This is a genomic window from Streptomyces lincolnensis (assembly GCF_021173675.1).
GTDB lineage: Bacteria > Actinomycetota > Actinomycetes > Streptomycetales > Streptomycetaceae > Streptomyces > Streptomyces lincolnensis_B.
Map to the genome: position 1 here is coordinate 16,322 of NZ_JAIHON010000008.1, position 19,145 is coordinate 35,466.

At 71.6% G+C, this 19,145-nt stretch carries 21 protein-coding genes; 11 read left to right on the plus strand and 10 right to left on the minus strand.

Annotated elements, in window-relative coordinates; genetic code table 11:
- Nucleotides 1-121 precede the first annotated feature (121 nt).
- The 4 genes from K4B79_RS23795 (at nt 122) to K4B79_RS23810 (ending at nt 3,809) form a co-directional block, all read left to right on the plus strand.
- On the plus strand, nt 122-745 hold the full coding sequence (locus tag K4B79_RS23795) for an RraA family protein (protein WP_232028923.1): 624 nt from the start codon (nt 122-124) through the stop codon (nt 743-745).
- Nucleotides 746-1,057: 312 nt separating this feature from the next.
- Nucleotides 1,058-1,987, plus strand: a complete 930-nt coding sequence (locus tag K4B79_RS23800; protein WP_232028924.1) for a helix-turn-helix transcriptional regulator — start codon at nt 1,058-1,060, stop codon at nt 1,985-1,987.
- 194 nt (nt 1,988-2,181) lie between these two features.
- Complete coding sequence (locus K4B79_RS23805) at nt 2,182-3,060, plus strand: oxidoreductase (protein WP_232028925.1); 879 nt, start codon at nt 2,182-2,184, stop codon at nt 3,058-3,060.
- A complete protein-coding gene (locus K4B79_RS23810; RefSeq protein ID WP_232028926.1) occupies nt 3,057-3,809 on the plus strand; it encodes an SDR family oxidoreductase in 753 nt (250 codons plus the stop codon). The genes K4B79_RS23805 and K4B79_RS23810 overlap by 4 nt, the downstream gene beginning before the upstream one ends.
- Before the next feature lie 82 nt (nt 3,810-3,891).
- On the opposite strand, the gene K4B79_RS23815 is transcribed toward K4B79_RS23810, so the two are convergent.
- Both K4B79_RS23815 and K4B79_RS23820 read right to left on the minus strand, forming a co-directional pair.
- The gene (locus K4B79_RS23815) at nt 3,892-5,145 is read right to left on the minus strand and encodes a GDSL-type esterase/lipase family protein (protein ID WP_232028927.1); all 1,254 of its coding nucleotides are present in this window, start codon (nt 5,143-5,145) and stop codon (nt 3,892-3,894) included.
- 98 nt (nt 5,146-5,243) lie between these two features.
- The gene (locus K4B79_RS23820; RefSeq protein WP_232028928.1) at nt 5,244-5,837 is read right to left on the minus strand and encodes a TetR/AcrR family transcriptional regulator; all 594 of its coding nucleotides are present in this window, start codon (nt 5,835-5,837) and stop codon (nt 5,244-5,246) included.
- A 111-nt stretch (nt 5,838-5,948) separates the two neighbouring features.
- Here K4B79_RS23820 and K4B79_RS23825 point away from each other — a divergent pair, with 111 nt between their 5' ends.
- The gene (locus tag K4B79_RS23825; protein WP_232028929.1) at nt 5,949-6,719 is read left to right on the plus strand and encodes a class I SAM-dependent methyltransferase; all 771 of its coding nucleotides are present in this window, start codon (nt 5,949-5,951) and stop codon (nt 6,717-6,719) included.
- 33 nt (nt 6,720-6,752) lie between these two features.
- On the opposite strand, the gene K4B79_RS23830 is transcribed toward K4B79_RS23825, so the two are convergent.
- Nucleotides 6,753-7,229: a DUF3592 domain-containing protein gene (locus K4B79_RS23830; protein WP_232028930.1), complete on the minus strand. Its 477-nt coding sequence runs from the start codon at nt 7,227-7,229 to the stop codon at nt 6,753-6,755.
- A gap of 116 nt (nt 7,230-7,345) precedes the next feature.
- Nucleotides 7,346-7,870, minus strand: a complete 525-nt coding sequence (locus K4B79_RS23835) for an AAA family ATPase (protein WP_232028931.1) — start codon at nt 7,868-7,870, stop codon at nt 7,346-7,348.
- A 111-nt stretch (nt 7,871-7,981) separates the two neighbouring features.
- On the opposite strand from K4B79_RS23835, the gene K4B79_RS23840 reads away from it, so the two are divergent.
- The 3 genes from K4B79_RS23840 to K4B79_RS23850 all read left to right on the plus strand — a co-directional run bounded on the left by K4B79_RS23840 (nt 7,982) and on the right by K4B79_RS23850 (nt 9,821).
- Entirely contained in the window at nt 7,982-8,617 is a 636-nt protein-coding gene (locus K4B79_RS23840) for a helix-turn-helix domain-containing protein (RefSeq protein WP_232028932.1), read from the plus strand.
- A gap of 77 nt (nt 8,618-8,694) precedes the next feature.
- The gene (locus K4B79_RS23845) at nt 8,695-9,360 is read left to right on the plus strand and encodes a hypothetical protein (protein WP_232028933.1); all 666 of its coding nucleotides are present in this window, start codon (nt 8,695-8,697) and stop codon (nt 9,358-9,360) included.
- 149 nt (nt 9,361-9,509) lie between these two features.
- Nucleotides 9,510-9,821 carry a DUF2516 family protein gene (locus K4B79_RS23850; RefSeq protein ID WP_232028934.1) on the plus strand — a complete coding sequence of 104 codons (312 nt, stop codon included), beginning with the start codon at nt 9,510-9,512 and terminating at the stop codon, nt 9,819-9,821.
- 55 nt (nt 9,822-9,876) lie between these two features.
- Here K4B79_RS23850 and K4B79_RS23855 read toward each other — a convergent pair whose 3' ends face one another.
- From K4B79_RS23855 to K4B79_RS23870, 4 genes are all read right to left on the minus strand, one after another.
- Nucleotides 9,877-11,352 carry a PP2C family protein-serine/threonine phosphatase gene (locus tag K4B79_RS23855; RefSeq protein WP_232028935.1) on the minus strand — a complete coding sequence of 492 codons (1,476 nt, stop codon included), beginning with the start codon at nt 11,350-11,352 and terminating at the stop codon, nt 9,877-9,879.
- 346 nt (nt 11,353-11,698) lie between these two features.
- Nucleotides 11,699-12,796 carry a C40 family peptidase gene (locus K4B79_RS23860; protein ID WP_232028936.1) on the minus strand — a complete coding sequence of 366 codons (1,098 nt, stop codon included), beginning with the start codon at nt 12,794-12,796 and terminating at the stop codon, nt 11,699-11,701.
- Between the two features lie 260 nt (nt 12,797-13,056).
- Nucleotides 13,057-13,869: a class I SAM-dependent methyltransferase gene (locus tag K4B79_RS23865; RefSeq protein ID WP_232028937.1), complete on the minus strand. Its 813-nt coding sequence runs from the start codon at nt 13,867-13,869 to the stop codon at nt 13,057-13,059.
- A gap of 411 nt (nt 13,870-14,280) precedes the next feature.
- On the minus strand, nt 14,281-15,078 hold the full coding sequence (locus tag K4B79_RS23870) for a DUF899 domain-containing protein (RefSeq protein WP_232028938.1): 798 nt from the start codon (nt 15,076-15,078) through the stop codon (nt 14,281-14,283).
- Between the two features lie 269 nt (nt 15,079-15,347).
- On the opposite strand from K4B79_RS23870, the gene mshA reads away from it, so the two are divergent.
- Together mshA and K4B79_RS23880 are read left to right on the plus strand one after the other, a co-directional pair.
- Nucleotides 15,348-16,685 (plus strand): D-inositol-3-phosphate glycosyltransferase, encoded by a 1,338-nt coding sequence (gene mshA, locus K4B79_RS23875; RefSeq protein ID WP_232028939.1) that lies wholly within the window; start codon nt 15,348-15,350, stop codon nt 16,683-16,685.
- Entirely contained in the window at nt 16,678-17,217 is a 540-nt protein-coding gene (locus K4B79_RS23880; RefSeq protein ID WP_232028940.1) for a YbjN domain-containing protein, read from the plus strand. Before mshA ends, K4B79_RS23880 begins: the two co-directional genes overlap by 8 nt.
- Before the next feature lie 21 nt (nt 17,218-17,238).
- Here K4B79_RS23880 and K4B79_RS23885 read toward each other — a convergent pair whose 3' ends face one another.
- Together K4B79_RS23885 and K4B79_RS23890 are read right to left on the minus strand one after the other, a co-directional pair.
- Nucleotides 17,239-17,802, minus strand: a complete 564-nt coding sequence (locus tag K4B79_RS23885) for a hypothetical protein (protein WP_232028941.1) — start codon at nt 17,800-17,802, stop codon at nt 17,239-17,241.
- Between the two features lie 24 nt (nt 17,803-17,826).
- Nucleotides 17,827-18,636 (minus strand): helix-turn-helix transcriptional regulator, encoded by an 810-nt coding sequence (locus K4B79_RS23890; RefSeq protein ID WP_232028942.1) that lies wholly within the window; start codon nt 18,634-18,636, stop codon nt 17,827-17,829.
- A 49-nt stretch (nt 18,637-18,685) separates the two neighbouring features.
- Here K4B79_RS23890 and K4B79_RS23895 point away from each other — a divergent pair, with 49 nt between their 5' ends.
- Nucleotides 18,686-19,111 (plus strand): DUF2000 domain-containing protein, encoded by a 426-nt coding sequence (locus tag K4B79_RS23895; RefSeq protein WP_232028943.1) that lies wholly within the window; start codon nt 18,686-18,688, stop codon nt 19,109-19,111.
- Nucleotides 19,112-19,145: the final 34 nt, after the last annotated feature.

The window sequence follows — 19,145 nt, forward strand, 5'->3', positions numbered from 1 at the left end:
CGGCACGGAGAGAGGGCGGGCTCCTGGCCCGCCCTGGCCTCACTCAGAGGCCGGGCACCCAACTCGCTCACGGCACGAGGCCGACCCGGCAGTCATGACACGGGACGGTAGCGTCGTCCGCATGATCGACGCCACCGAGTTTCTGGACATTCCCACGACCACCCTGGCCGATCTCCTGGGCCGTGAGCAGGTCATGGACATAGGAATACGGCCGTTGTGGGGGCCGGCGCCCCGGATCGCCGGGCCCGCGTTCACCGTACGGTGCCCTCCCGGCGACAACCTCATGCTGCACGCGGCGATCCACCGCGCCGAGCCCGGCTCGGTCGTCGTGGTCGAGTCCGGCGACCTGGACCACGCCCTCGCCGGCGGCAACGTCTGTGCCGTGGCGCAACGCCGGGGCATCGCCGGGTTCGTCGCCGACGGCCTGATCCGCGACCTCGCCGAGGTACGCGACCTGCGCTTCCCCGTCTACGCCCGCGGCATCATCCCCATCCCCGGCACCAAGGCCGCCGTGACCCCCCTCGGCGAACCCGTCCGCTGCGGCGGTGTCACCGTCGCCCCCGGCGACATCGTCGTCGCCGACGAGGAAGGCGTCGTCACCGTCCCCGCCGCCCGCCACACCGAGACCCTCACCACCGCCCGCGCCAAGCTCGCCAAGGAGGCCGCCGAGACCTTGGACGACTGGGAGACGGCCCATCGCTCCCGGATCGACGAGATCTTGGCGCGGGGCGGGGTCGGGGACTGACCTGGATCGATCCGGCGCTGCGGCGAAGGGGAGGGTCAGGGCGAGGTCGGAGGCGAGGTAGCAGCCGCCGACCGGGAATGGGTGGCCGCTCACCACCCCGCACCGGCCCTGCTCCACCGTGTGGATCACCGGTGCGGGCTCATCGCGGCCGACTTCGCCGCGCTGGAGGAGTGGGTGCGGTGGGCGCGGGGGTGCGGTGGGTGAGCGGTGCGGTGGACGAGGGTTCGGGTTGGTGCAGGTCGTGAGGGTAGGAGTTTCGCGGCCACCCTTGGCGCTCGTGCCGGGTGGGGTGCTCGGCCTAGCCTCGTGGTCATGGAGACCGACACCGAGAACCTGCTGGGGCAGTTCCTGCGGGCCCGCCGTGAGCGGCTCCGGCCTGAGGACCTCGGGATACGGGTCGACGGCCGCCGCCGCGTCGCCGGACTGCGTCGCGAGGAGGTCGCGCAGCTCGCCGGGGTGAGCACCGACTACTACGTGCGGCTGGAGCAGGGCCGCGAGCGCCACCCGTCGGTTCAGGTGGTCGAGGCGCTGGCCCGGGCGCTGGAACTGGAGGAGGACGCGGTCGCGCACCTGCACCGGCTCGCGCTCCCGACACCCGGGAGGCGACGCCCGGCTGCCCGGCGCGAACGCGTCAGCCCGCACCTGCTGAACATGATGGAGGCCTGGCCCCGGACACCCGTCGTGGTGCTGGACCGCTGCCTGACCGTACTGGCCGCCAACGCCCTCGGCACCGCCCTCTTCGACGGCCACACCTACCGCGACGACCTGGTCCGGCTGGTCTTCCTCGACCCCGACGCGCATGACTTCTACCCGGACTGGGACCGGGTCGCGGCCAACACCGTCGGCGGTCTGCGCGCGGCCGTCGGCACCGACCACGACGATCCCCGCCTTATCGAGGTGGTCGGCGAACTGTCGCTCAAGAGCGAGACCTTCCGCCGGCTCTGGGCCCGACACGACATCCGCCAGAAGACCCACGAGACCAAACGCTTCCGCCACCCCGTGGTCGGTGAACTGACGCTGCACTACGAGTCGTTGACCGTGAACAGCGCCCCCGGCCAGCAACTCGTCGTCTACCACGCCGACCCGGGCAGCCCCTCCGAACAGGCGCTGTCCCTGCTCGGCAGCTACGCGGCCGACGGCGCCTCCGCCGAAGCGGCCCGGCAGCGGCGATCCGGGCCCATCTCGCAGGAGCCCGAGCCCACGCGTCAGCACCGGCCGCCGCCGGACCCGAGCATGGCCTGACACTCCCTCAACTCCATCTCCCTGCGCGTCGGACGCCGCCGCGCCATGCGGCCATGCCGCCGTGTCGCCATGCCGTCGTGACGCCATGCCGTCGTGACGGTTTGCCGTCGGGCCGCAGTGTCCGCACGACGGATCTCCCCCCTCCGCTACCTGAACTCCCCCCACTCCAACTCCCATCGGAGGAGCACCACCCCATGACCGTCAACGACATCCCCACCCTCGACACCCCCGTCTGGTTCATCACCGGCTGCTCGACCGGCCTCGGCCGGGCCCTGGCCACCGCGGTCCTGGAACGCGGACTGCGAGCCGTCGTCACCGCCCGCGACGCCGGCCAGGTGGCCGACCTCGCCGCCGAGCACCCCGGCCGGGCCCTGCCCCTGGCGCTCGACGTGACCGTTCCGGACCAGATAGAGCGGGCCGTCAAGCAGGCGGAAGCCGCGTTCGGCCAGATCGACGTCCTGGTCAACAACGCCGGCTACGGCTATCTGGCCGCCGTGGAGGAAGGCGAGGACGAGCAGGTCCGCGCCCTGTTCGACACCAACGTGTTCGGGCTGGCGGCCGTCACCAAGGCGGTCCTGCCGGGCATGCGGGCCCGCCACAGCGGCCACATCGTCAACGTCTCCTCTCTCGGCGGCCTGGCCGCGTTCGGCGCCACCGGCTACTACCACGCCACCAAGTTCGCGGTGGAGGGCCTGTCCGAGTCACTGGCCGCCGAGGTCGGTCCGCTGGGCATCGGCGTGACGCTCGTGGAACCGGCCGCGTTCCGCACGAACTGGTCCGGCCCCTCCATGCGCCAGTCGCAGATCCACATCGACGACTACACCGACACCGCCGGCGCCCGCCGCGCGGCCACCCTCGCCACCTACGGCCGCCAGCCCGGAGATCCGGCACGTGCCGCCGCAGCGATCATCACGGCCGTGGGTGCGGACGCCCCGCCCCTGCGGCTCCTGCTCGGCCAGGTCGCCTACGACATCGCCTCGGCCCGCCTCGACACGCTCAGGACCACCTTCGACACCTGGCGCGATCTCACCCTCAGCGCCGACTACCCCGCCACCGAGGAGAAGACCGCATGACCACCACACCGGACGCTGTCGCCACCCCCTTCAAGACCGTTCTGATCACCGGCGCGAGCAGCGGCATCGGCCGGGCCACCGCGCTCAGGCTCGCCCGCGAGGGCCACCAGGTGGTCCTCGGCGCCCGCCGCGAGGACCGCCTGACGGAGATCGCGCAGGAGATCGAGACCGCCGGCGGCAAGGCGGACGTGCACCGCCTCGATGTCACCGACCGCGAGGACGTCATCGCCTTCGCGGACGCCGCCGTCGAGCGGCACGGCCGGATCGACGTGATCGTCAACAACGCCGGCGTGATGCCACTGTCCCGGTTGGACGCCCTGCTCACCGACGAGTGGGACCGGATGATCGACGTCAACCTGCGCGGTCTGCTCCACGGCATCGCCGCCGCCCTCCCGCACTTCCAGGAGCAGGGAAGCGGCCACTTCATCACCGTCGCCTCGATCGGCGCCCACCAGGTGGTGCCGACGGCCGCGGTCTACTGCGCCACGAAGTACGCCGCCTGGGCCGTCACCGAGGGCCTGCGCCAGGAGCTGGACCCGAGCATCCGCGTCACCACGGTGTCCCCCGGTGTCGTGGAGTCCGAACTGGCCGACTCGATCAGCGACCCGCTCGCCCGAGACGCGATGCGTGCCTACCGCGCCGACTCCATCCCGCCGGATGCCATCGCCGACGCCATCTCCTACGCGATCGGCCAACCGCCCGGCGTGGACGTCAACGAACTCGTCATCCGCCCGACCCGACAGCGCTGACCCAAGCCGGCCGGACACCGCCCCGGACTTACCCGGACTTATTCACCCCGGCACCTCGGCACCCCGTCTCCCCGTCACTCCCTCACCTCCTCACCTCCTCACCCTGTCTCCCCTCACCCGAGCTCTGTCGTCCGTGAAGCCCCCGCCGAAGGGCCCCTCCCCCCCCGCCGAAGGGCCCTTCCCCGGCAAACACCGACCGGGCGAAGCGCTCGCCCATCAGGCGGTGGGTGGCGGCGTCCGGGTGGAGGTCGTCGGGGAGGGGGAGTTCCGCCGCGTCGGTCTCGCCGTAGAGGTCGCGGCCGTCGAGGTAGTGGAGGTGGGGGTCGTCGGCCGCCCGCTGCTTCACGATGCGGGACAGCTCGTCCCGTATGACGCTCAGGGTGAGTTTGCCGCTCGCGCGTTCCGCCGGATCGCCCAGGGCCACGAACCGCAGCCGTCCGGAGCTGAAGGCGCTGAAGTCGGGGGCGCTGGGGCCGGGTGTGTCCTCGTGGAGGGGGCACAGGATGGGGGAGACGACCAGCAGGGGAGTGGTGGGGTGCCCCTCGCGGACGGTGTCGAGGAAGCCGTGGACCGCGGGACCGAAGGCGCGCAGGCGCATCAGGTCGGCGTTGACCACGTTGATGCCGATCTTGACGCTGATCAGGTCGGCGGGGGTGTCGCGCAGCGTGCGAGCGGTGAACGGATCGAGCAGGGCACCGCCGGACAGGCCCAGGTTGATCAGTTCCACACCGCCGAGGGAGGCGGCGAGGGCGGGCCAGGTGGTGGTGGGGCTCGCGGCGTCGGAGCCGTGGCTGATCGAGCTGCCGTGGTGCAGCCACACCCTGCGGCCCGGATCCCGAGCGGGTTCGACGGGGACGTCGGTGCGCAGGGCGATGAGCTCGGTGGTCTCGTTGTGCGGCAGCCAGATCTCGATGTCCTTGGCGCCGTCGGGCAGACCGGTGAAGCGGAGCGTGCCGGCCGGGCCCGGGCGGTGTTCGGCCGTCCCGGCGGCCATGTCGATGGTCAGGGTGTGGCCGCCGCTGACGCTGCCCCGGCCGGCCGGGCGGCCGTCGACGAGCAGGTCGTACACACCGTCCGGTCGGGGTGGGGCGCCCACATAGGCCCGCTTGGTGGGCCGCGTGTCCAGCTCCACGACGGTGGTCCGGCTGCGGAAGGCCAGCCGTACCCCGGAGGGCTGGGCCTCGGCCATGGCCAGCTGCGGGTCGGCGCACTGGGCGCGTGCCCAGGCCGGCAGCCGGTGGGGCAGCACACCGTCCTCGGTGCGCTCCACGTCGAGGGCGCCGCGCAGGAGGTCCGCGGTCACGGGCGTGGTGATCCAGCGGCGTGCGGTGTCCATTTCTGCGGTCACTTCTGCGGTCGTCTCCGCGGTCGTGTCTCCGGTTGGCTCCCCGGTCACTTCCCCGCTCACTTCTCCTCCGTTCACTTCTTCTCCCTTCATTTCTCGCGGTCTCCTTCCGGTGGCTCCGCGGACCAGTTCCGCAGCAGGGTGTCGAGGGCGTCGAGGATCCGTGACCAGCTCTCCTGCGAGTCGGGGGCGCTGTGGCTGAAGCCGCCCGCCAGTTCCAGGTCGACGTAGCCGTGGAAGACGCTGCCCAGCAGCCGGACCGCGTGGGTCTGGTCCGGCTCCGGCAGGTCGTAGCCACGCAGGAGGGCGCGTGTCATCTGGGAGTGTCTGATGCCCGCGCTGGCGGCGGCCTCTGCCGGGGTGAGTCTGAACTGGGCCGCGGCATAGCGGCCGGGGTGCTCCCGGGCGTAGTCGCGATAGACGTCGGCCAGGGCGATCAGGGCGTCCTTGCCGGCCCGCCCGGCCAGGGCGTCGGCGGCCCGGTCGGCGAGTTCCTCCAGGGAGAGCAGCGCGATTCTGGCCTTGAGGTCCCGTGAGTTCTTCACGTGCGAGTACAGACTCGCGACCTTGACGTCGAAGCGCCGAGCGACCTCCGAGACCGTCACCTCCTCGAATCCGACCTCGTCCGCCAGCTCCGCCCCCGCCTGGGTCAGCCGCTCCGGGGTCAGTCCCGCACGCACCATAACCACCCTCCCATTCGCCTGAGTCGATTATGCCCATGCCTAAAGCCTTTAGGCAACCCTCTGTGTGTTTTTGGTTCGAGCTCGCGCCCGCCTCCCCCGTACCGTCGGCCCATGGCTGACGAGTGCTTCGGGCATCCACGACTCGCCGCGATCTACGACGAGCTCGATCCGGACCGCCGCGATCTCGACGCGTACGTCCGCATGACCGAGGAGTTCGGGGCGCGCCGGGTGCTGGACATCGGCTGCGGGACCGGCGTCTTCGCGCACCTCCTGGCCGACCGGGGCGTCGAGGTCGTAGGCGTCGATCCCGCGCGGGCCTCCCTCGACGTGGCCAGGGCCAAGCCGGGCGGCGAGCGGGTGCGCTGGATCCGCGGGGACGCGACGGCGCTGCCACCGCTCCGCGTCGGCCTGGCGACGATGACGGCGAACGCCGCCCAGCAGATCACCGGCCCGGAGGCATGGCGACAGACCCTGCGCCGCGCCTACGACGCCCTGCGGCCCGGTGGCCGCCTGGTTTTCGAGACCCGCGACCCGGCCCGGCGCGCCTGGGAGGAGTGGAACCGCGAGATGTCGTACGCCGTGACCGAGATCGTGGACGTCGGTCCCGTCGAGACCTGGGTCGAGGTCATCGAGGTGGACGGCCCGCTCGTGACGTTCCGCTGGACCTACACCTTCGCCTCGGACGGCCGGACGCTGACGTCGGACTCGACCCTGCGGTTCCGCGAGCGGCGCGAGGTGGAGACGGAACTGCTCGCCCAGGGGTACGTCGTGGAGGACGTCCGCGACGCGCCCGACCGGCCCGGCAAGGAGTTCGTGTTCGTGGCGCGGCGGCCCGAACGGGCTCGGGACGCCGTGGAATCAGGGCGGGTGAGACGCGCCTAGGAACGCCGTGGAATCAAGGCGTGTGAGACGCGCCTAGGAACGCCGGCGCCCCACCATCGCGATGCCCGTCCCGATCCCCGCGATCACCAGCCCGAGACCGCCGAAGATCAGCGGCAGCAGCCACAGCGAGGCGAACCCGTTGATCTCCGCGTCCTCGGGGGAGCCGGCGCGGTACAGGACCTCGACCTGGTCGCCCTCGTCGTACGAGGGCGGATTGGAGCCCGTGGAGCTGCGGAACGTCCTGTGCGTGCCGTCCGCCGAGGTGAACTCGACCACCGGGTACGCCGAGGGCTTGTCGGGCACGCGCGTCTTGCGGGACACGCCCCTGTCGCTGTCGTCGTCCCGCCACTCCAGCGCCACCACCGTGCCCTTGGCGCGCTGTGCGTCGGCCAGGAGCGAGATCGACTTCCCCGTCAGGATCAGCCCGATGATCAGGAACACCGACCCGAACGCGATCAGCCCGAACGACACCCATCGACGGACGCCCCAGTCCCGCACCTGAACCTGCACGACGTCCCTCTCACTCGTCCGGAGTCAGAGGGACGCTATCCCAGAGCCGCGCCGACCGGCCAAGCCGCAGCCCTTCGCAGCTCTTCGCGGCCCTTCTCACTCCTCCTCACTCCTTCTCAGTCCTTGACGGCCTCCGCGATCCGCAGCGCGGCCTGGTCGGGCGTGAGACACGTGGTGTCGACGACCTCGGCCTCGCCGTGCAGCCACGTCCGGGCCGCCTCGGCGTAGGGCTCGAGGTACTTGAGACGGAACCAGGAGTTCGGGCCGACGACCGTGTCGCCCGCGATCCGCTCGCGCAGGGTGTCCTGGTCGGCGTGGAGGACGAAGTGCCGTACCGGAATGGCGTGTTGGGCCAGGCCCGTGCTGATCTCGCGCCAGTACTCCTCGACCAGGACGGTCATCGGTATCACCAGCGTGCCGCCGGTGTAGTCGAGTACGCGGCGAGCGGTCTCCACCACGAGCGGCCGCCACGGCGGCCAGTGCTGGAAGTTGTCCGTCTCCGGCAGCCCCGGCCTGATGTCCATGAGCGTCTCGCCGACCTTCTCGGCGTCGAACACCCGCGAATCCGGGAGCAGCCGCTGCACGAGCGCGCTCGTCGTCGTCTTGCCCGCCCCATGAGTGCCGTTGATCCATACGATCATGGGATCCGACCTTAGCGCCGTGCCAAGGCGCAGTCGGCCCCTTGAGTGGCTTGGCGCACTTTTGCAAGCGGCTGCTTGCAATAGTTAGCGGGGATGGTGCAAGGTGGGGGCATGGCAACGCTCAACGTCGGCAATCTCGGTGAGTACCTGCGCGAGCAGCGGCGCAACGCGCAGCTGTCGCTCAGGCAGCTCGCCGACGCCGCCGGGGTGTCCAATCCGTATCTGAGCCAGATCGAGCGCGGGCTGCGCAAGCCGAGCGCGGAGGTGCTCCAGCAGGTCGCCAAGGCGCTGCGGATCTCCGCGGAGACGCTGTACGTGCGGGCCGGCATCCTCGACGCCGAGCGGGACCGGGACGAGGTGGAGACACGTGCCGTCATCCTCGCCGATCCCACGCTGAACGAGCGGCAGAAGCAGGTGCTGCTCCAGATCTACGAGTCCTTCCGCAAGGAGAACGGGTTCGAGATCGCCACCATGAGCGCGGCGGACACCTGGGACGGCGATACGGCTGTGAGCGACCTCGCCGTGGACGACACCGTCGCGAGCGGCAGCCGTACGGCGAGTGGGCGCAAGTCCGCGACCCCGCGCCGTACCCGCAGGACCGACAAGACCGACGAGGTTGACGGGACCGACGACGTTGACGGGACCGAGAAGGCCGACGCGGTCGAGATGAACGACAGGGCCGGCAGGAACGACAAGGCCGGTAAGAACGACGGCGGCGACGCCGACCCGCAGCAGACGGCCAGTTGAGCCGGACCAGGGCACCGGCCGCCCGACTGCGGACCACACAACCCTCAGCCGAAAGAGAATCCGGGAGGACCATCACCATGGCCATCACCGACGACCTGCGCAAGACCCTCAGCGACCCGACTCCGCTCTACTTCGCCGCCGGTACCGCCGACCTGGCCCTTCAGCAGGCCAAGAAGGTGCCCGGTCTGGTGGAGCAGCTGCGCGCCGAGGCGCCGGCCCGTATCGAGGCCGTTCGCAACACCGACCCCAAGGTCGTCCAGGAGAAGGCCCAGGCGCGTGCCAAGGAGGCCGGTGCCAAGGCCAAGGAGGCTCAGGAGAGCATCCAGACCAAGGTCGGCGAGTTCCTCGGCACCCTCGACGGTGACCTCAAGAAGCTCGGCAGCACCCTCGACGCGGACCTGAAGAAGCTCGGCGAGTCCGCCCAGGACTTCGCTCTGCGGAGCGTCGGCGTCGCCGCCGAGTACGCCGTCAAGGCCCGGGAGACCTACGAGAAGGTCGCCGAGCACGGCGAGCAGACCGTGAAGACCTGGCGCGGCGAGGCCGCCGAGGAGATCGAGGAGCTGGCCGTCGCGGTCGAGCCGAACCCCGAGCCGGCCCCGCAGCCGGTCGAGGTCAAGGCCGAGCCGAAGCCCGCCGAGGCCCAGGCCGCGCCCGCGCCCGCCCCGGCGAAGAAGCCCGCCGCGAAGAAGGCGCCGGCCGCGCGCAAGACCACCGCCAAGAAGACGACGCCGCCCGCCAAGTAAGGCATCGCGGTACACGACCGGGCCGGGCACTCTGGGAGTGCCCGGCCCGTTGTCCGGGTAGCGGTCCCGCCGGACGGGTACGGTGACCGCGTAGGGACGAGCCGAGTCGGGTGGTGGGCGTAGTGCTGGTGCAGGGTTTCGCTAACTTCATGTGGCTGCTGAGCATGGCCCTGATCGTGTTCAGCGCCTTCGCGCTGGTGGACGCCGCTGTCCGGCGTGAGGACGCCTACCGCGCGGCCGACAAGAAGACCAAGCCCTTCTGGCTGATCATCCTCGGCATCGCGTTCGTCGTGAACCTGATCTTCCCGATCCTGTCGTTCCTGCCGATCATCGGTCTCATCGCGACGATCGTGTACATGGTCGACGTACGACCGGCCATCCGCAGCCTCCCGGGCGGCGGCCGCAGCAACCGGGGATCGAGCAGCGACGGTCCCTACGGCCCGTACAACGGCGGCCGCTGAGCCCCAGGCGCACGCGCGGCGATGGGAGAACCCCGAACGGCGGCCGACAGCCCGCTCAGGCCACCCGGTCCAGCAACACCACCGCCACGTCGTCCGTCAGCTCGCCCCCGTTGAGTTCACGCACCTCGTTCACCGCGGCCCGCAGCAACTGCTCGCCCCGCAGACCCTCGGCCAGCTGCCGCCGCACCATCTCCACCATGCCGTCCTGACCGAGCCGCTCGCCGCCCTTGCCGACACGGCCCTCGATCAGACCGTCGGTGTAGAGCATCAGACTCCACTCGCGGCCCAGCTCCACCTGCGTCCGCGGCCAGCGGGCGCCCGGCAGCAGCCCGAGCGCCGGGCCGTTGTTGTCGTACGGCAGCAGCCGGGCGGGCCGGCCCGGGCGGGCGATCAGCGGGGCGGGGTGCCCGGCGAGGCACAGGCCCGCGCGGCGGCCGTCGGGCGCGATGTCCACCGTGCACAGCGTCGCGAAGATCTCGTCGTCGGAGCGTTCGTGCTCCAGCACCTGCTGAAGCGTGCCGAGCAGCTCGTCGCCGCACAGACCCGCCAGCGTCAGGGCGCGCCAGGCTATGCGCAGCTCCACACCGAGGGCCGCCTCGTCCGGGCCGTGCCCGCAGACGTCGCCGATCATGGCGTGGACCGTGCCGTCCGGGGTGCGCACGGTGTCGTAGAAGTCACCGCCGAGCAGGGCGCGCGAGCGGCCCGGCCGGTAGCGGGCGGCGAAGTGGAGCGAGGATCCGTCCAGCAGGGGCGTGGGCAGCAGGCCGCGCTCCAGACGGCGGTTCTCCTGGGCGCGCACCCGGCCCTCGGCGAGGCGCCGCTCGGCCGTGTCGGAACGCTTCCGCTCCACCGCGTACCGGATCGCCCGGCTCAGCAGCCGCCCGTCCAGCTCGTCGCGGAACAGGTAGTCCTGGGCGCCCACCCGCACGGCCTCGGTGCCGCGCTCGGCGTCCCCGGACGCGGTGAGCGCGAGCACGGCGTGCCGGGGCGCGAGCTCCAGTACATGACGGAGTACGGCCAGCTCGTCGTCGTTGTCCTCGACGCGGCCGTGGGAGGGCAGCGCGAGGTCCAGCAGGATGCAGTGGACGTCGTCGGTGAGCAGCCGCTCGGCCTCGGTCAGGTTGCGGGCCGTGCGAACGCGGATCGGCTTGCCGGCCGAATCCAGCAGCTCGGGCACGACCGTGGAGCCGCCCGGATCGTCCTCGATGACCAGCAGGGTCAGCGTGGTGTGGACACCGGCCGGCGCGGGCACACCGGTCGATGCGGGCGCACCGGCCGGCGCGGGCACACCGGAGGCACCGGTCACGCCGGTGACCGATGTGGCTGTGGCGGCGGCAGGGCCGGTCCGCTCGTCCGTGGAGTTCGCGGCCGGAGCTTCCGTGCTGGGAGCTTCCGTGCTCGGGGCGTTCGTGTCAGGGGCTTCCGTGAGCCGGGCCCCTTCCTCAGAAGGGCCGCTGCCTGGGGACGCGGCCTGCGCCTGACCACTCTCCACGGCCGGGATCGCTCTCTGCCGCGGTACGGGTACGGGCATCGTCTTGGGTTCCTTCCCTCCCCCCGCGGGCACGGCAGGGCGAGGGGTCTCGACCTACCGACGGGGACCATAGCGGTAGTCGGCGCCGCAACGGAATGGTGTACGGCACGCATCCTCGACCCTGGCCGCTGTCATATGCCGTGATCCGTACCGCAGTTGGACAGGTCGGCGACGGCCCGGGAATGACGAAGGTCACGTCCGGCACGGGTTTGCGGGCCGGTTGGGCGTGCCCTGGGTCACATGGCACGGGTCACAGTCACCCGCATCCGTGTGGTCCGGGCCACCACGGGCCCAGGGGTCACTGAGCCATTACCGCCCCCCGGAACGCCGGCGCACGCTCCCGCCGTCACGCGTCCGGCCGGACCACCCCGAGGATCGGCATCGACCCGGCCCCCGCGACCGTCACGGTCCGTCCCGGACGCGGAGCGTGCACGATCGCGCCGTCCCCTATGTACATCGCGACATGACTGGCGTCGCCGAAGTAGATGATCAGATCCCCGGGACGCATGTCCTTCACGGCGACGTGCTTCAACTGCTGCCACTGCTGCTGCGAGGTGCGCGGGATGGCGCTGCCGGCGCTCGCCCAGGCCTGGGAGGTCAGGCCGGAGCAGTCGTACGACGTCGGGCCCTCGGCACCCCACTCGTAGGGCTTGCCCATCTGATCCGTGGCGTACTTGACGGCCTTCTGGCCCTGGGCGGAGGCATTGCCGCTGATGTCGTCGAGGACGCCGGAGCCGAGCCAGGCGGTCTGCGCCTTGAGCGCGGCCTGCCGTTCCAGTTCGGCGAGGCGCTCCTTCTCCTCCTTCTCCAGCTGGGACTCGAGCTTCTCCGCCTCCGCGATCTGCTTCTCGATCCGCTTCTGGGCCTTCGCCTTGGCCTTGCGGTTCTCCTCCAGCTTCTGCCACTGGGCGGAGGCGTCCCTGGCGTACTGCTCCAAGTCCTGCTGGGTGCGGGTCATTTCCCCGATCAGCGCCTTGGTCCCGCGCTGGCCCTGGAGCACCCGGCCCGCGCCGTCGAGGAACTGCTGCGGATCGTCGCTGAGCATCAACTGCGCCTCGTCCGGCAGCCCTCCGCTGCGGTACTGCGCGCGGGCCGCGGCACCGGCGCGGTCCTTCAGCCGGTCCAGCTTCTCCTTGCCCTCGACGATCTTCTTGGCCAGCGCGACGATCTGGGCCGACTGGGTCTCGGCCTTCTCCTCGGCGGCGTTGTACGCGTCCGTGGCGACGGCCGCGTCGTGATAAAGGTCGTCCAGCTTCTCGCGTACGGCCTCAAGGTCCTTGTCGGGCAAAGGAGTCGAGGTGGAGTCCGGTGTGGAGCCCGGTGTCGCGGTCGGGGTGGGTGTCGGCGTCGGTGCCGCGAACGCCGTGCCCGGTGCCGCCAGTGCGGTGACCGCGCAGACCAGGGTCACGGCCGCTGTGATCAGCCCGCGCTTGCCCGCACCCATAGCTTGCCCCCAGAGCTGCTGTATCTGATTTACCGTCAGTAACTTACGGACGCCGGGGGGATCGTGTCACGTATGCGCGCAAAACGACAGAGGTCGTGAACGGCTGTGGACACGTGCGTGACGACGACTCGGAACGGCGCGGTCGGTTCCTCCCCTCGTGACGCCCCCGGCATGACGATCTCCCCACCTGTGTGACGAACGACTCACCGAGATCGTTCCCATCCGCCGGCACGGCAGAACGGCAGGGCACGGCACGACGGTCACGTCCGCGGGGCCAACGCCTCCCACGCCACCGTCACTTCACCCTGCCGCCAGCGCACCGGCCCGTCCGTCACCGGCCAGTCGGCCGTGAGGTCCCGCACCGCCCGGATCCAGCGCTGGCGTGCGCCGTAGGAGGCATAGGGAGCGGCGGCCGCCCAGGCGCGGTCGAAGTCGCGCAGGAAGGCGTGCACCGGTTCGCCGGGCACATTGCGGTGGATGAGTGCCTTCGGCAGCCGCTCGGCGAGGTCCGTGGGGCGCTCCAGCGAGCCCAGCCGGGTCGCGAAGGTCACCGTGCGCGGCCCCTCGGGACCGAGCGCGACCCACACGTGCCGCCGCCCGATCTCGTCACAGGTCCCCTCGACGAGCAGCCCGCCGCGCGAGCCCGCACCGGCCGGGGCCAGCCGGGCACACAGCCGCTCCCACACCGAGGCGACCTCGGGCTCGTCGTATTGGCGCAGCACGTTGGCGGCCCGGATGAGATGCGGCCGGCCCTCGACCGGGATCTCGAAGCCGCCGTGCCGGAAGACGAGCCCGTCGCGTTCGTACGGTTTCGCCGCGGTGACCCTGGCCGGTTCGATCTCGACGCCCACCACGCGCGCGTGCGGCGCCGCCGCCCTCAGCCGGGCCAGCAGCTCGACCGCCGTCCACGGCGCGGCGCCGTACCCCAGGTCCACGGCCACGGGATCCACGGCCCGACGCATCTCTACCCCGTGCGTCGCCGCGATCCAGCGGTCCATCCGCCGCAGCCGGTTCGGATTCGTGGTCCCGCGCGTGACCGTGCCCACGGGGCGGGTGGCGGCACGGGAGGTCATGCCTACGAGGGTATGGGGTGCGCCTCGCGGGGTGCCTCGTGAGGTCGTAGGGCGGCTGCGGGTGCGTTGTGGTTGGTCGCGCAGTTCCCCGCGCCCCTTAGGTGGGTGCCTCGTGAGGTCGTAGGGCGGGTGCGGGTGCGTTGTGGTTGGTCGCGCAGTTCCCCGCGCCCCTGAGGTGAGGACAGGCGTCTGGTGTTCGAAGCAGCCGCCCACGGCGGTGAGGGGACGGGGCGGGGGGTGTCCGCCCGCAGCGGCCGGCGTCCGACACGCAGGACCTCTTGCCGGAACAGTTCCGCCGGACCGAGGACGGAGACCCCCCGACCCGGCCCCGACCCACCCACCGGACCCAAGGCGCTACGCGCACCCCCACCGAAGCCGCACAGCGCGCCGCAGGCATCCGCACGCACACCCCTACCCGTACTCGTCCGGCAGCCGAATATCCGCCCCGCCCACCTCCCGCCCAAGAGGCACCGCGCGCCCCTCCGGCTGTTCCCAGGGCTCCTGGCGGCCAAGGGCGGTGAGGTCCAGGTAGGGGATGTTGTAGTGGAACTGCTCGATGCCGCGGCCGAACGCGGAGTACGTGTGGAAGACCTCGTCCCCGACGCGCAGGAACGCGCTGATGCCCGGCCAGTCGCCGCGCAGCTCCGGTGACCAGGGCATGCCGGCCGCGGCGAGTTCGGCCTCGTCGCGGTCGAAGATCCGCACCGGGGCGACGCGTTCGTCGACGGTCGCGTGGAAGTCGTAGTTGAAGTCGTCGCCGGCCGAGGAGTACCAGGGGAAGGTCCACCCCATCCGCTCGCGGTACGCGGCGAGCTTCGGGTACGGCGCCCGGGACACCGCGGCCAGCGTCGTGCGGCGGGCGTGCAGTTGCCGCAGCCCGCTGATGGTGTCGGCGGCGGAGGAGCAGCTGGGGCAGCCGGTGTCACGGGGGTGCTCGGCACCGTCGGCGTCGATGTCGTACGTCCACATGAAGTGGTGCAGGACCAGCTGGGGCCGCCCCTCGAACAGGTCGAGCAGGTTCACGGGACCCTTGGGGCCCTCGAAGCGGTACGGCTTGTCGACGCGGACCATCGGCAGCCGCCGCCGCGCCGCGTTGACCCGGTCACGCGCGCGGGTGAGCTCCTTCTCCTCGGCCAGCAGTTCCTTGCGGGCGGTGAGCCACTCCTCGCGCGACACCACCTCGGGCAGATTCCCGTAGTCGGTCGTCATCTCTCCAGCCTGCTCCCGACCGCACCCCTTGGCGACCCCTCGGCCATGGCCCGCCCCACGCCCCACACTCCACGCCTCCGCCCCCACGCCCCCTGCTCCGCCCCCGCCCCGCCAACGCGCCCCACCTTCGAACGGTTGAGCGACCACGGGTAATGCCTCGGCAAAAACCCCCGTGCCCGGAATGGGAACCCATCCCTCCGATGTTGGACACCCTTGGAGGGCGCCCCACACCCTCCGTCCGGCATGCCCGCAGCAAGGAGGAACGCCACGTGAGCCAGTACGTCAGCAGGCTCCAGCGTCGCTCCCAGGCCGCCGCCCCCCGGCTGCGCCTGCACCGCCGCCCCCGCCGCGTCGCGATGCTCTCCGTGCACACCTCACCGCTCCACCAGCCGGGCACCGGCGACGCGGGCGGCATGAACGTCTACATCGTGGAGCTCGCGCAGCGCCTCGCCGCGATCAACATCGAGGTGGAGATCTTCACGCGGGCGACCACCGGCGGACTCCCGCCCTCGGTCCAGCTCGCCCCCGGCGTCCTCGTCCGGCACGTCGACGCCGGCCCTTACGAGGGCCTCGCCAAGGAGGAGCTGCCCGCGCAGCTGTGCGCCTTCACGCACGGTGTGATGCAGGCCTGGGCCGGCCACCGCCCCGGCTACTACGACCTGGTCCACTCGCACTACTGGCTCTCCGGCCACGTCGGCTGGCTCGCCGCCCAGCGCTGGGGCACCCCCCTGGTGCACGCCATGCACACCATGGCCAAGGTCAAGAACGCCAACCTCGCCGACGGCGACACCCCCGAGCCCGCCGCCCGGGTCATCGGCGAGACCCAGATCGTCGCCGCCGCGGACCGCCTCATCGCCAACACCGCCGAGGAGCGCGACGAACTCGTCCGGCACTACGCGGCCGACCCCGACAAGGTCGCCGTCGTACACCCCGGCGTGAACCTCGACCGCTTCCGCCCCGCCGACGGCCGCGCCGCCGCACGCGCCCGCCTCGGGCTCCCCCAGGACGCCCTGATCCCGCTCTTCGCGGGCCGCATCCAGCCCCTGAAGGCCCCCGACGTGCTCCTGCGCGCCGTGGCGGTCCTCCTGGACGAGCGCCCCGACCTGCGCTCCCGCCTCCTCGTCCCGGTCGTCGGCGGCCTCAGCGGCAGCGGCCTCGCCAAGCCGGAGGGCCTCCAGAAGCTGGCCTCGCGCCTCGGCATCGCGGACGTCGTACGGTTCCATCCGCCCGTCGGCCAGGAGCAGCTCGCCGACTGGTTCCGGGCCGCCTCCGTGCTCGTCATGCCGTCCTACAGCGAGTCGTTCGGACTGGTCGCCATAGAGGCCCAGGCGGCCGGCACCCCCGTGCTCGCCGCCGCGGTCGGCGGACTCCCGGTCGCCGTCCGGGACGGGCAGACCGGTTTCCTCGTACGAGGGCACAATCCCGCCGACTACGCGCGCGTGCTGCGCGATTTCGCCGACCGTCCCGAGCTGGCGCCCCGCATGGGCGAGGCCGCAGCCCGGCACGCCGAGTCCTTCGGCTGGGACACCGCGGCCGCCGCCACGGCGGACGTCTACACGGCCGCGACCCAGTCGCACCGCCGTCACGTACGCTCCCACCATGGGTGACACGGACCGGACGGGACAGGCGGGGCAGGCGGAACAGGCGGGACAAGTCGTCGAGAGCTTCCTCAGGGACGCCCAGAAGGACGCCGGACTCGAATGGGAGAGCCCTGCTCCCGGCAACTACGTCGTCAAACTCCCCGGCACCCGCAAGCTCTCCACGACCGTGTCCCTCCTGGTCGGCCGGCACTCCCTCTCCCTGAACGCCTTCGTCGTCCGCCACCCCGACGAGAACGAATCCGGCGTCCACCGCTGGCTCCTGGAGCGCAACCTCAAGCTGTACGGCGTGAGTTACGCCGTCGACCGCCTCGGTGACGTCTACGTCACCGCCAAGCTCCCCCTGTCCTCCATCACCGCCGACGAGCTCGACCGCCTCTTCGGCCAGGTCCTGGAGGCGGCCGACGGCGCCTTCAACACCCTCCTCGAACTGGGCTTCGCGACCGCCATCCGCAAGGAGTACGAGTGGCGGGTGTCCCGGGGCGAGTCGACGCGCAACCTGGACGCGTTCGCCCACCTCACCCAGCGGCCGGCCGACTGACCCAGTAGTTGGTCTCCGCGATCAGGAAGGATCCGGCGGCAGCGACGAGGTGGGTCGCGGACCGTCGGTGGGGCCGGGCTCGTCGCCGGGATCGCTCGGCTGCTCCGCGCGGTCCAGCTCGTCGGCGAAGGCCCGCAGCGCGTCGGCGAGTTCCTTCTTCGTCGGCAGTTCGTCGACCTTCTTGTCGAGTTCCGTGATGCGCCTGTTGAGCTCGTCCAGCTCGCTCGGCGTGGACGGCTGCGGGTCGTTGGGATCCCCCGGGTCGGTGGACTCGTCGGGATCGGTCGGCCCGTCGGGGTCCGTGAAGGTCGGGCTCGGGTCCGCACCGCCGGTCCCGCCCCCGCCGCTGGTGCCCCCGGAGCCCCCGTCCGGTGGGACGGTCACTTCGGGCATCTCGGTCGTCTCGGTGGACGAGGGGGTGGGCCCCTCGTCGGAGCTCGCCGCGAAGGCGAGCCCGCCGACGCTGAGCGCTATCAGGGCCGCCGCGCCGGCGAGAGCCGTAGAGACCCGTCTGAGCCGTGGACCGCCGCCCGCGGGGGACATATCGGGCTTCTGTGGTTCCGGTGATGTCTGTGTGTCCTCCATGGAGAGGACGCTAACCGCCGCCGATCACGGACGGACGCCTTCCGCCGATCTCGCGTACCGACCCGGCGTGACCCCCACCAACTTCCGGAAATGCCGGGTGAGATGGGCCTGGTCGTGGAAGCCGGTGAGCGCGGCGACATCCGCAGGCCCACGCCCCGCCAGCAGCAGCCGCCGGGCCCGGTCGACGCGGCGGGCGTTCAGGTACTGGTGCGGCGCGATGCCGTACGCGGCACTGAACGCCCGTACGAGATGCGCCGGATGAGCCTGTACGACCCGCGCCGCCTCCTCCAGCGACAGCCCCTCCACCACCCGCTCGTCCAGCAGCTCGCGCAGCCGTCCGGCGAGGGCGGGATCCCGGCGCGCGGGCCGGGCGTGCAGCCGGGGCCGCAACAGCACCCGCAGCCGGTCGCCGATCAGCGTCAGCCGGCTCTCCGCCTCCAGTTCCTCGCCCGGCCGCGCGAGCGCGGTGTGCATCTGCCCGACCCGCCGCCGCAGTACGGGATCCCGCAGATCGGGACCATCCACGGCGGGCCCGATGAGGTCGTCGCCGAGGTGCGTGCCGTCGAGATAGACGACCCGCTTGCGAAAGCCGTCCGGGGTGACGGGCGAGCCGTTGTGGGGGACGTGCGGCGGCAGCAGCGACACCGTGTCGCCCGGCGTCCCGTGCTCGTGCCGGTCCAGGTCGTAGCGCACGGCCCCGTCGTCCACGATGAGCAGCGTCCACGCGTCGTGGACGTGCATCGGATAGGCGTACTCGGTGAAGTGGGCGTGGAAGACCTCGGTGACGCCCGGGACGGCCGGGCGCCAGGCGGTGACTTCCTGCCGGGTGGCCATGCAAAGAACGTACAAGACGACACCCGGCGGCGATCGGCAGTCTTCACGCATGAACGACGCACCCATCCGTTTCGACACCAAGATCGCCGTCCTGCTGCGTGAGGACCTGGAGCCCTGGCAGCGCCTGAACGTCACCGCGTTCCTCGTCAGCGGCCTGGGCACGCAGGTCCCCGAGGTGGTCGGCGAGCCGTACGAGGACGCCGACGGCGTGGTCTACCTGCCGATGTTCCGCCAGCCCGTGATGGTCTTCGAGGCCACGAAGGAGACGCTGACGACGGCCCACGCGCGCGTGCTGTCCCGTTCGCTCCCGTGCGCGGTGTTCACGAGCGACCTGTTCGCCACGGGCAACGACCGCGACAACCGGGCGGCGGTGCGGGCGGTGGCCACGGCGGACCTGGACCTGGTGGGACTGGCCGTGTACGGGCCGCGGAACGCCGTGGACAAGGTGGTGAAGGGGGCGCGGATGCATCCGTGAGGACGGCCGCCGTAGCGCCTGTGACGGATCATGA

Bases quoted from the DNA above. Each gene is read 5' to 3' on its own strand.
- K4B79_RS23795 (WP_232028923.1), top strand. From the start codon at position 122: ATGATCGACGCCACCGAGTTTCTGGACATTCCCACGACCACCCTGGCC.
- K4B79_RS23800 (WP_232028924.1), top strand. From the start codon at position 1,058: ATGGAGACCGACACCGAGAACCTGCTGGGGCAGTTCCTGCGGGCCCGC.
- K4B79_RS23805 (WP_232028925.1), top strand. From the start codon at position 2,182: ATGACCGTCAACGACATCCCCACCCTCGACACCCCCGTCTGGTTCATC.
- K4B79_RS23810 (WP_232028926.1), top strand. From the start codon at position 3,057: ATGACCACCACACCGGACGCTGTCGCCACCCCCTTCAAGACCGTTCTG.
- K4B79_RS23815 (WP_232028927.1), bottom strand. From the start codon at position 5,145: ATGGACACCGCACGCCGCTGGATCACCACGCCCGTGACCGCGGACCTC.
- K4B79_RS23820 (WP_232028928.1), bottom strand. From the start codon at position 5,837: ATGGTGCGTGCGGGACTGACCCCGGAGCGGCTGACCCAGGCGGGGGCG.
- K4B79_RS23825 (WP_232028929.1), top strand. From the start codon at position 5,949: ATGGCTGACGAGTGCTTCGGGCATCCACGACTCGCCGCGATCTACGAC.
- K4B79_RS23835 (WP_232028931.1), bottom strand. From the start codon at position 7,870: ATGATCGTATGGATCAACGGCACTCATGGGGCGGGCAAGACGACGACG.
- K4B79_RS23840 (WP_232028932.1), top strand. From the start codon at position 7,982: ATGGCAACGCTCAACGTCGGCAATCTCGGTGAGTACCTGCGCGAGCAG.
- K4B79_RS23845 (WP_232028933.1), top strand. From the start codon at position 8,695: ATGGCCATCACCGACGACCTGCGCAAGACCCTCAGCGACCCGACTCCG.
- K4B79_RS23850 (WP_232028934.1), top strand. From the start codon at position 9,510: ATGTGGCTGCTGAGCATGGCCCTGATCGTGTTCAGCGCCTTCGCGCTG.
- K4B79_RS23855 (WP_232028935.1), bottom strand. From the start codon at position 11,352: ATGCCCGTACCCGTACCGCGGCAGAGAGCGATCCCGGCCGTGGAGAGT.
- K4B79_RS23860 (WP_232028936.1), bottom strand. From the start codon at position 12,796: ATGGGTGCGGGCAAGCGCGGGCTGATCACAGCGGCCGTGACCCTGGTC.
- K4B79_RS23865 (WP_232028937.1), bottom strand. From the start codon at position 13,869: ATGACCTCCCGTGCCGCCACCCGCCCCGTGGGCACGGTCACGCGCGGG.
- K4B79_RS23870 (WP_232028938.1), bottom strand. From the start codon at position 15,078: ATGACGACCGACTACGGGAATCTGCCCGAGGTGGTGTCGCGCGAGGAG.
- K4B79_RS23880 (WP_232028940.1), top strand. From the start codon at position 16,678: ATGGGTGACACGGACCGGACGGGACAGGCGGGGCAGGCGGAACAGGCG.
- K4B79_RS23885 (WP_232028941.1), bottom strand. From the start codon at position 17,802: ATGGAGGACACACAGACATCACCGGAACCACAGAAGCCCGATATGTCC.
- K4B79_RS23890 (WP_232028942.1), bottom strand. From the start codon at position 18,636: ATGGCCACCCGGCAGGAAGTCACCGCCTGGCGCCCGGCCGTCCCGGGC.
- K4B79_RS23895 (WP_232028943.1), top strand. From the start codon at position 18,686: ATGAACGACGCACCCATCCGTTTCGACACCAAGATCGCCGTCCTGCTG.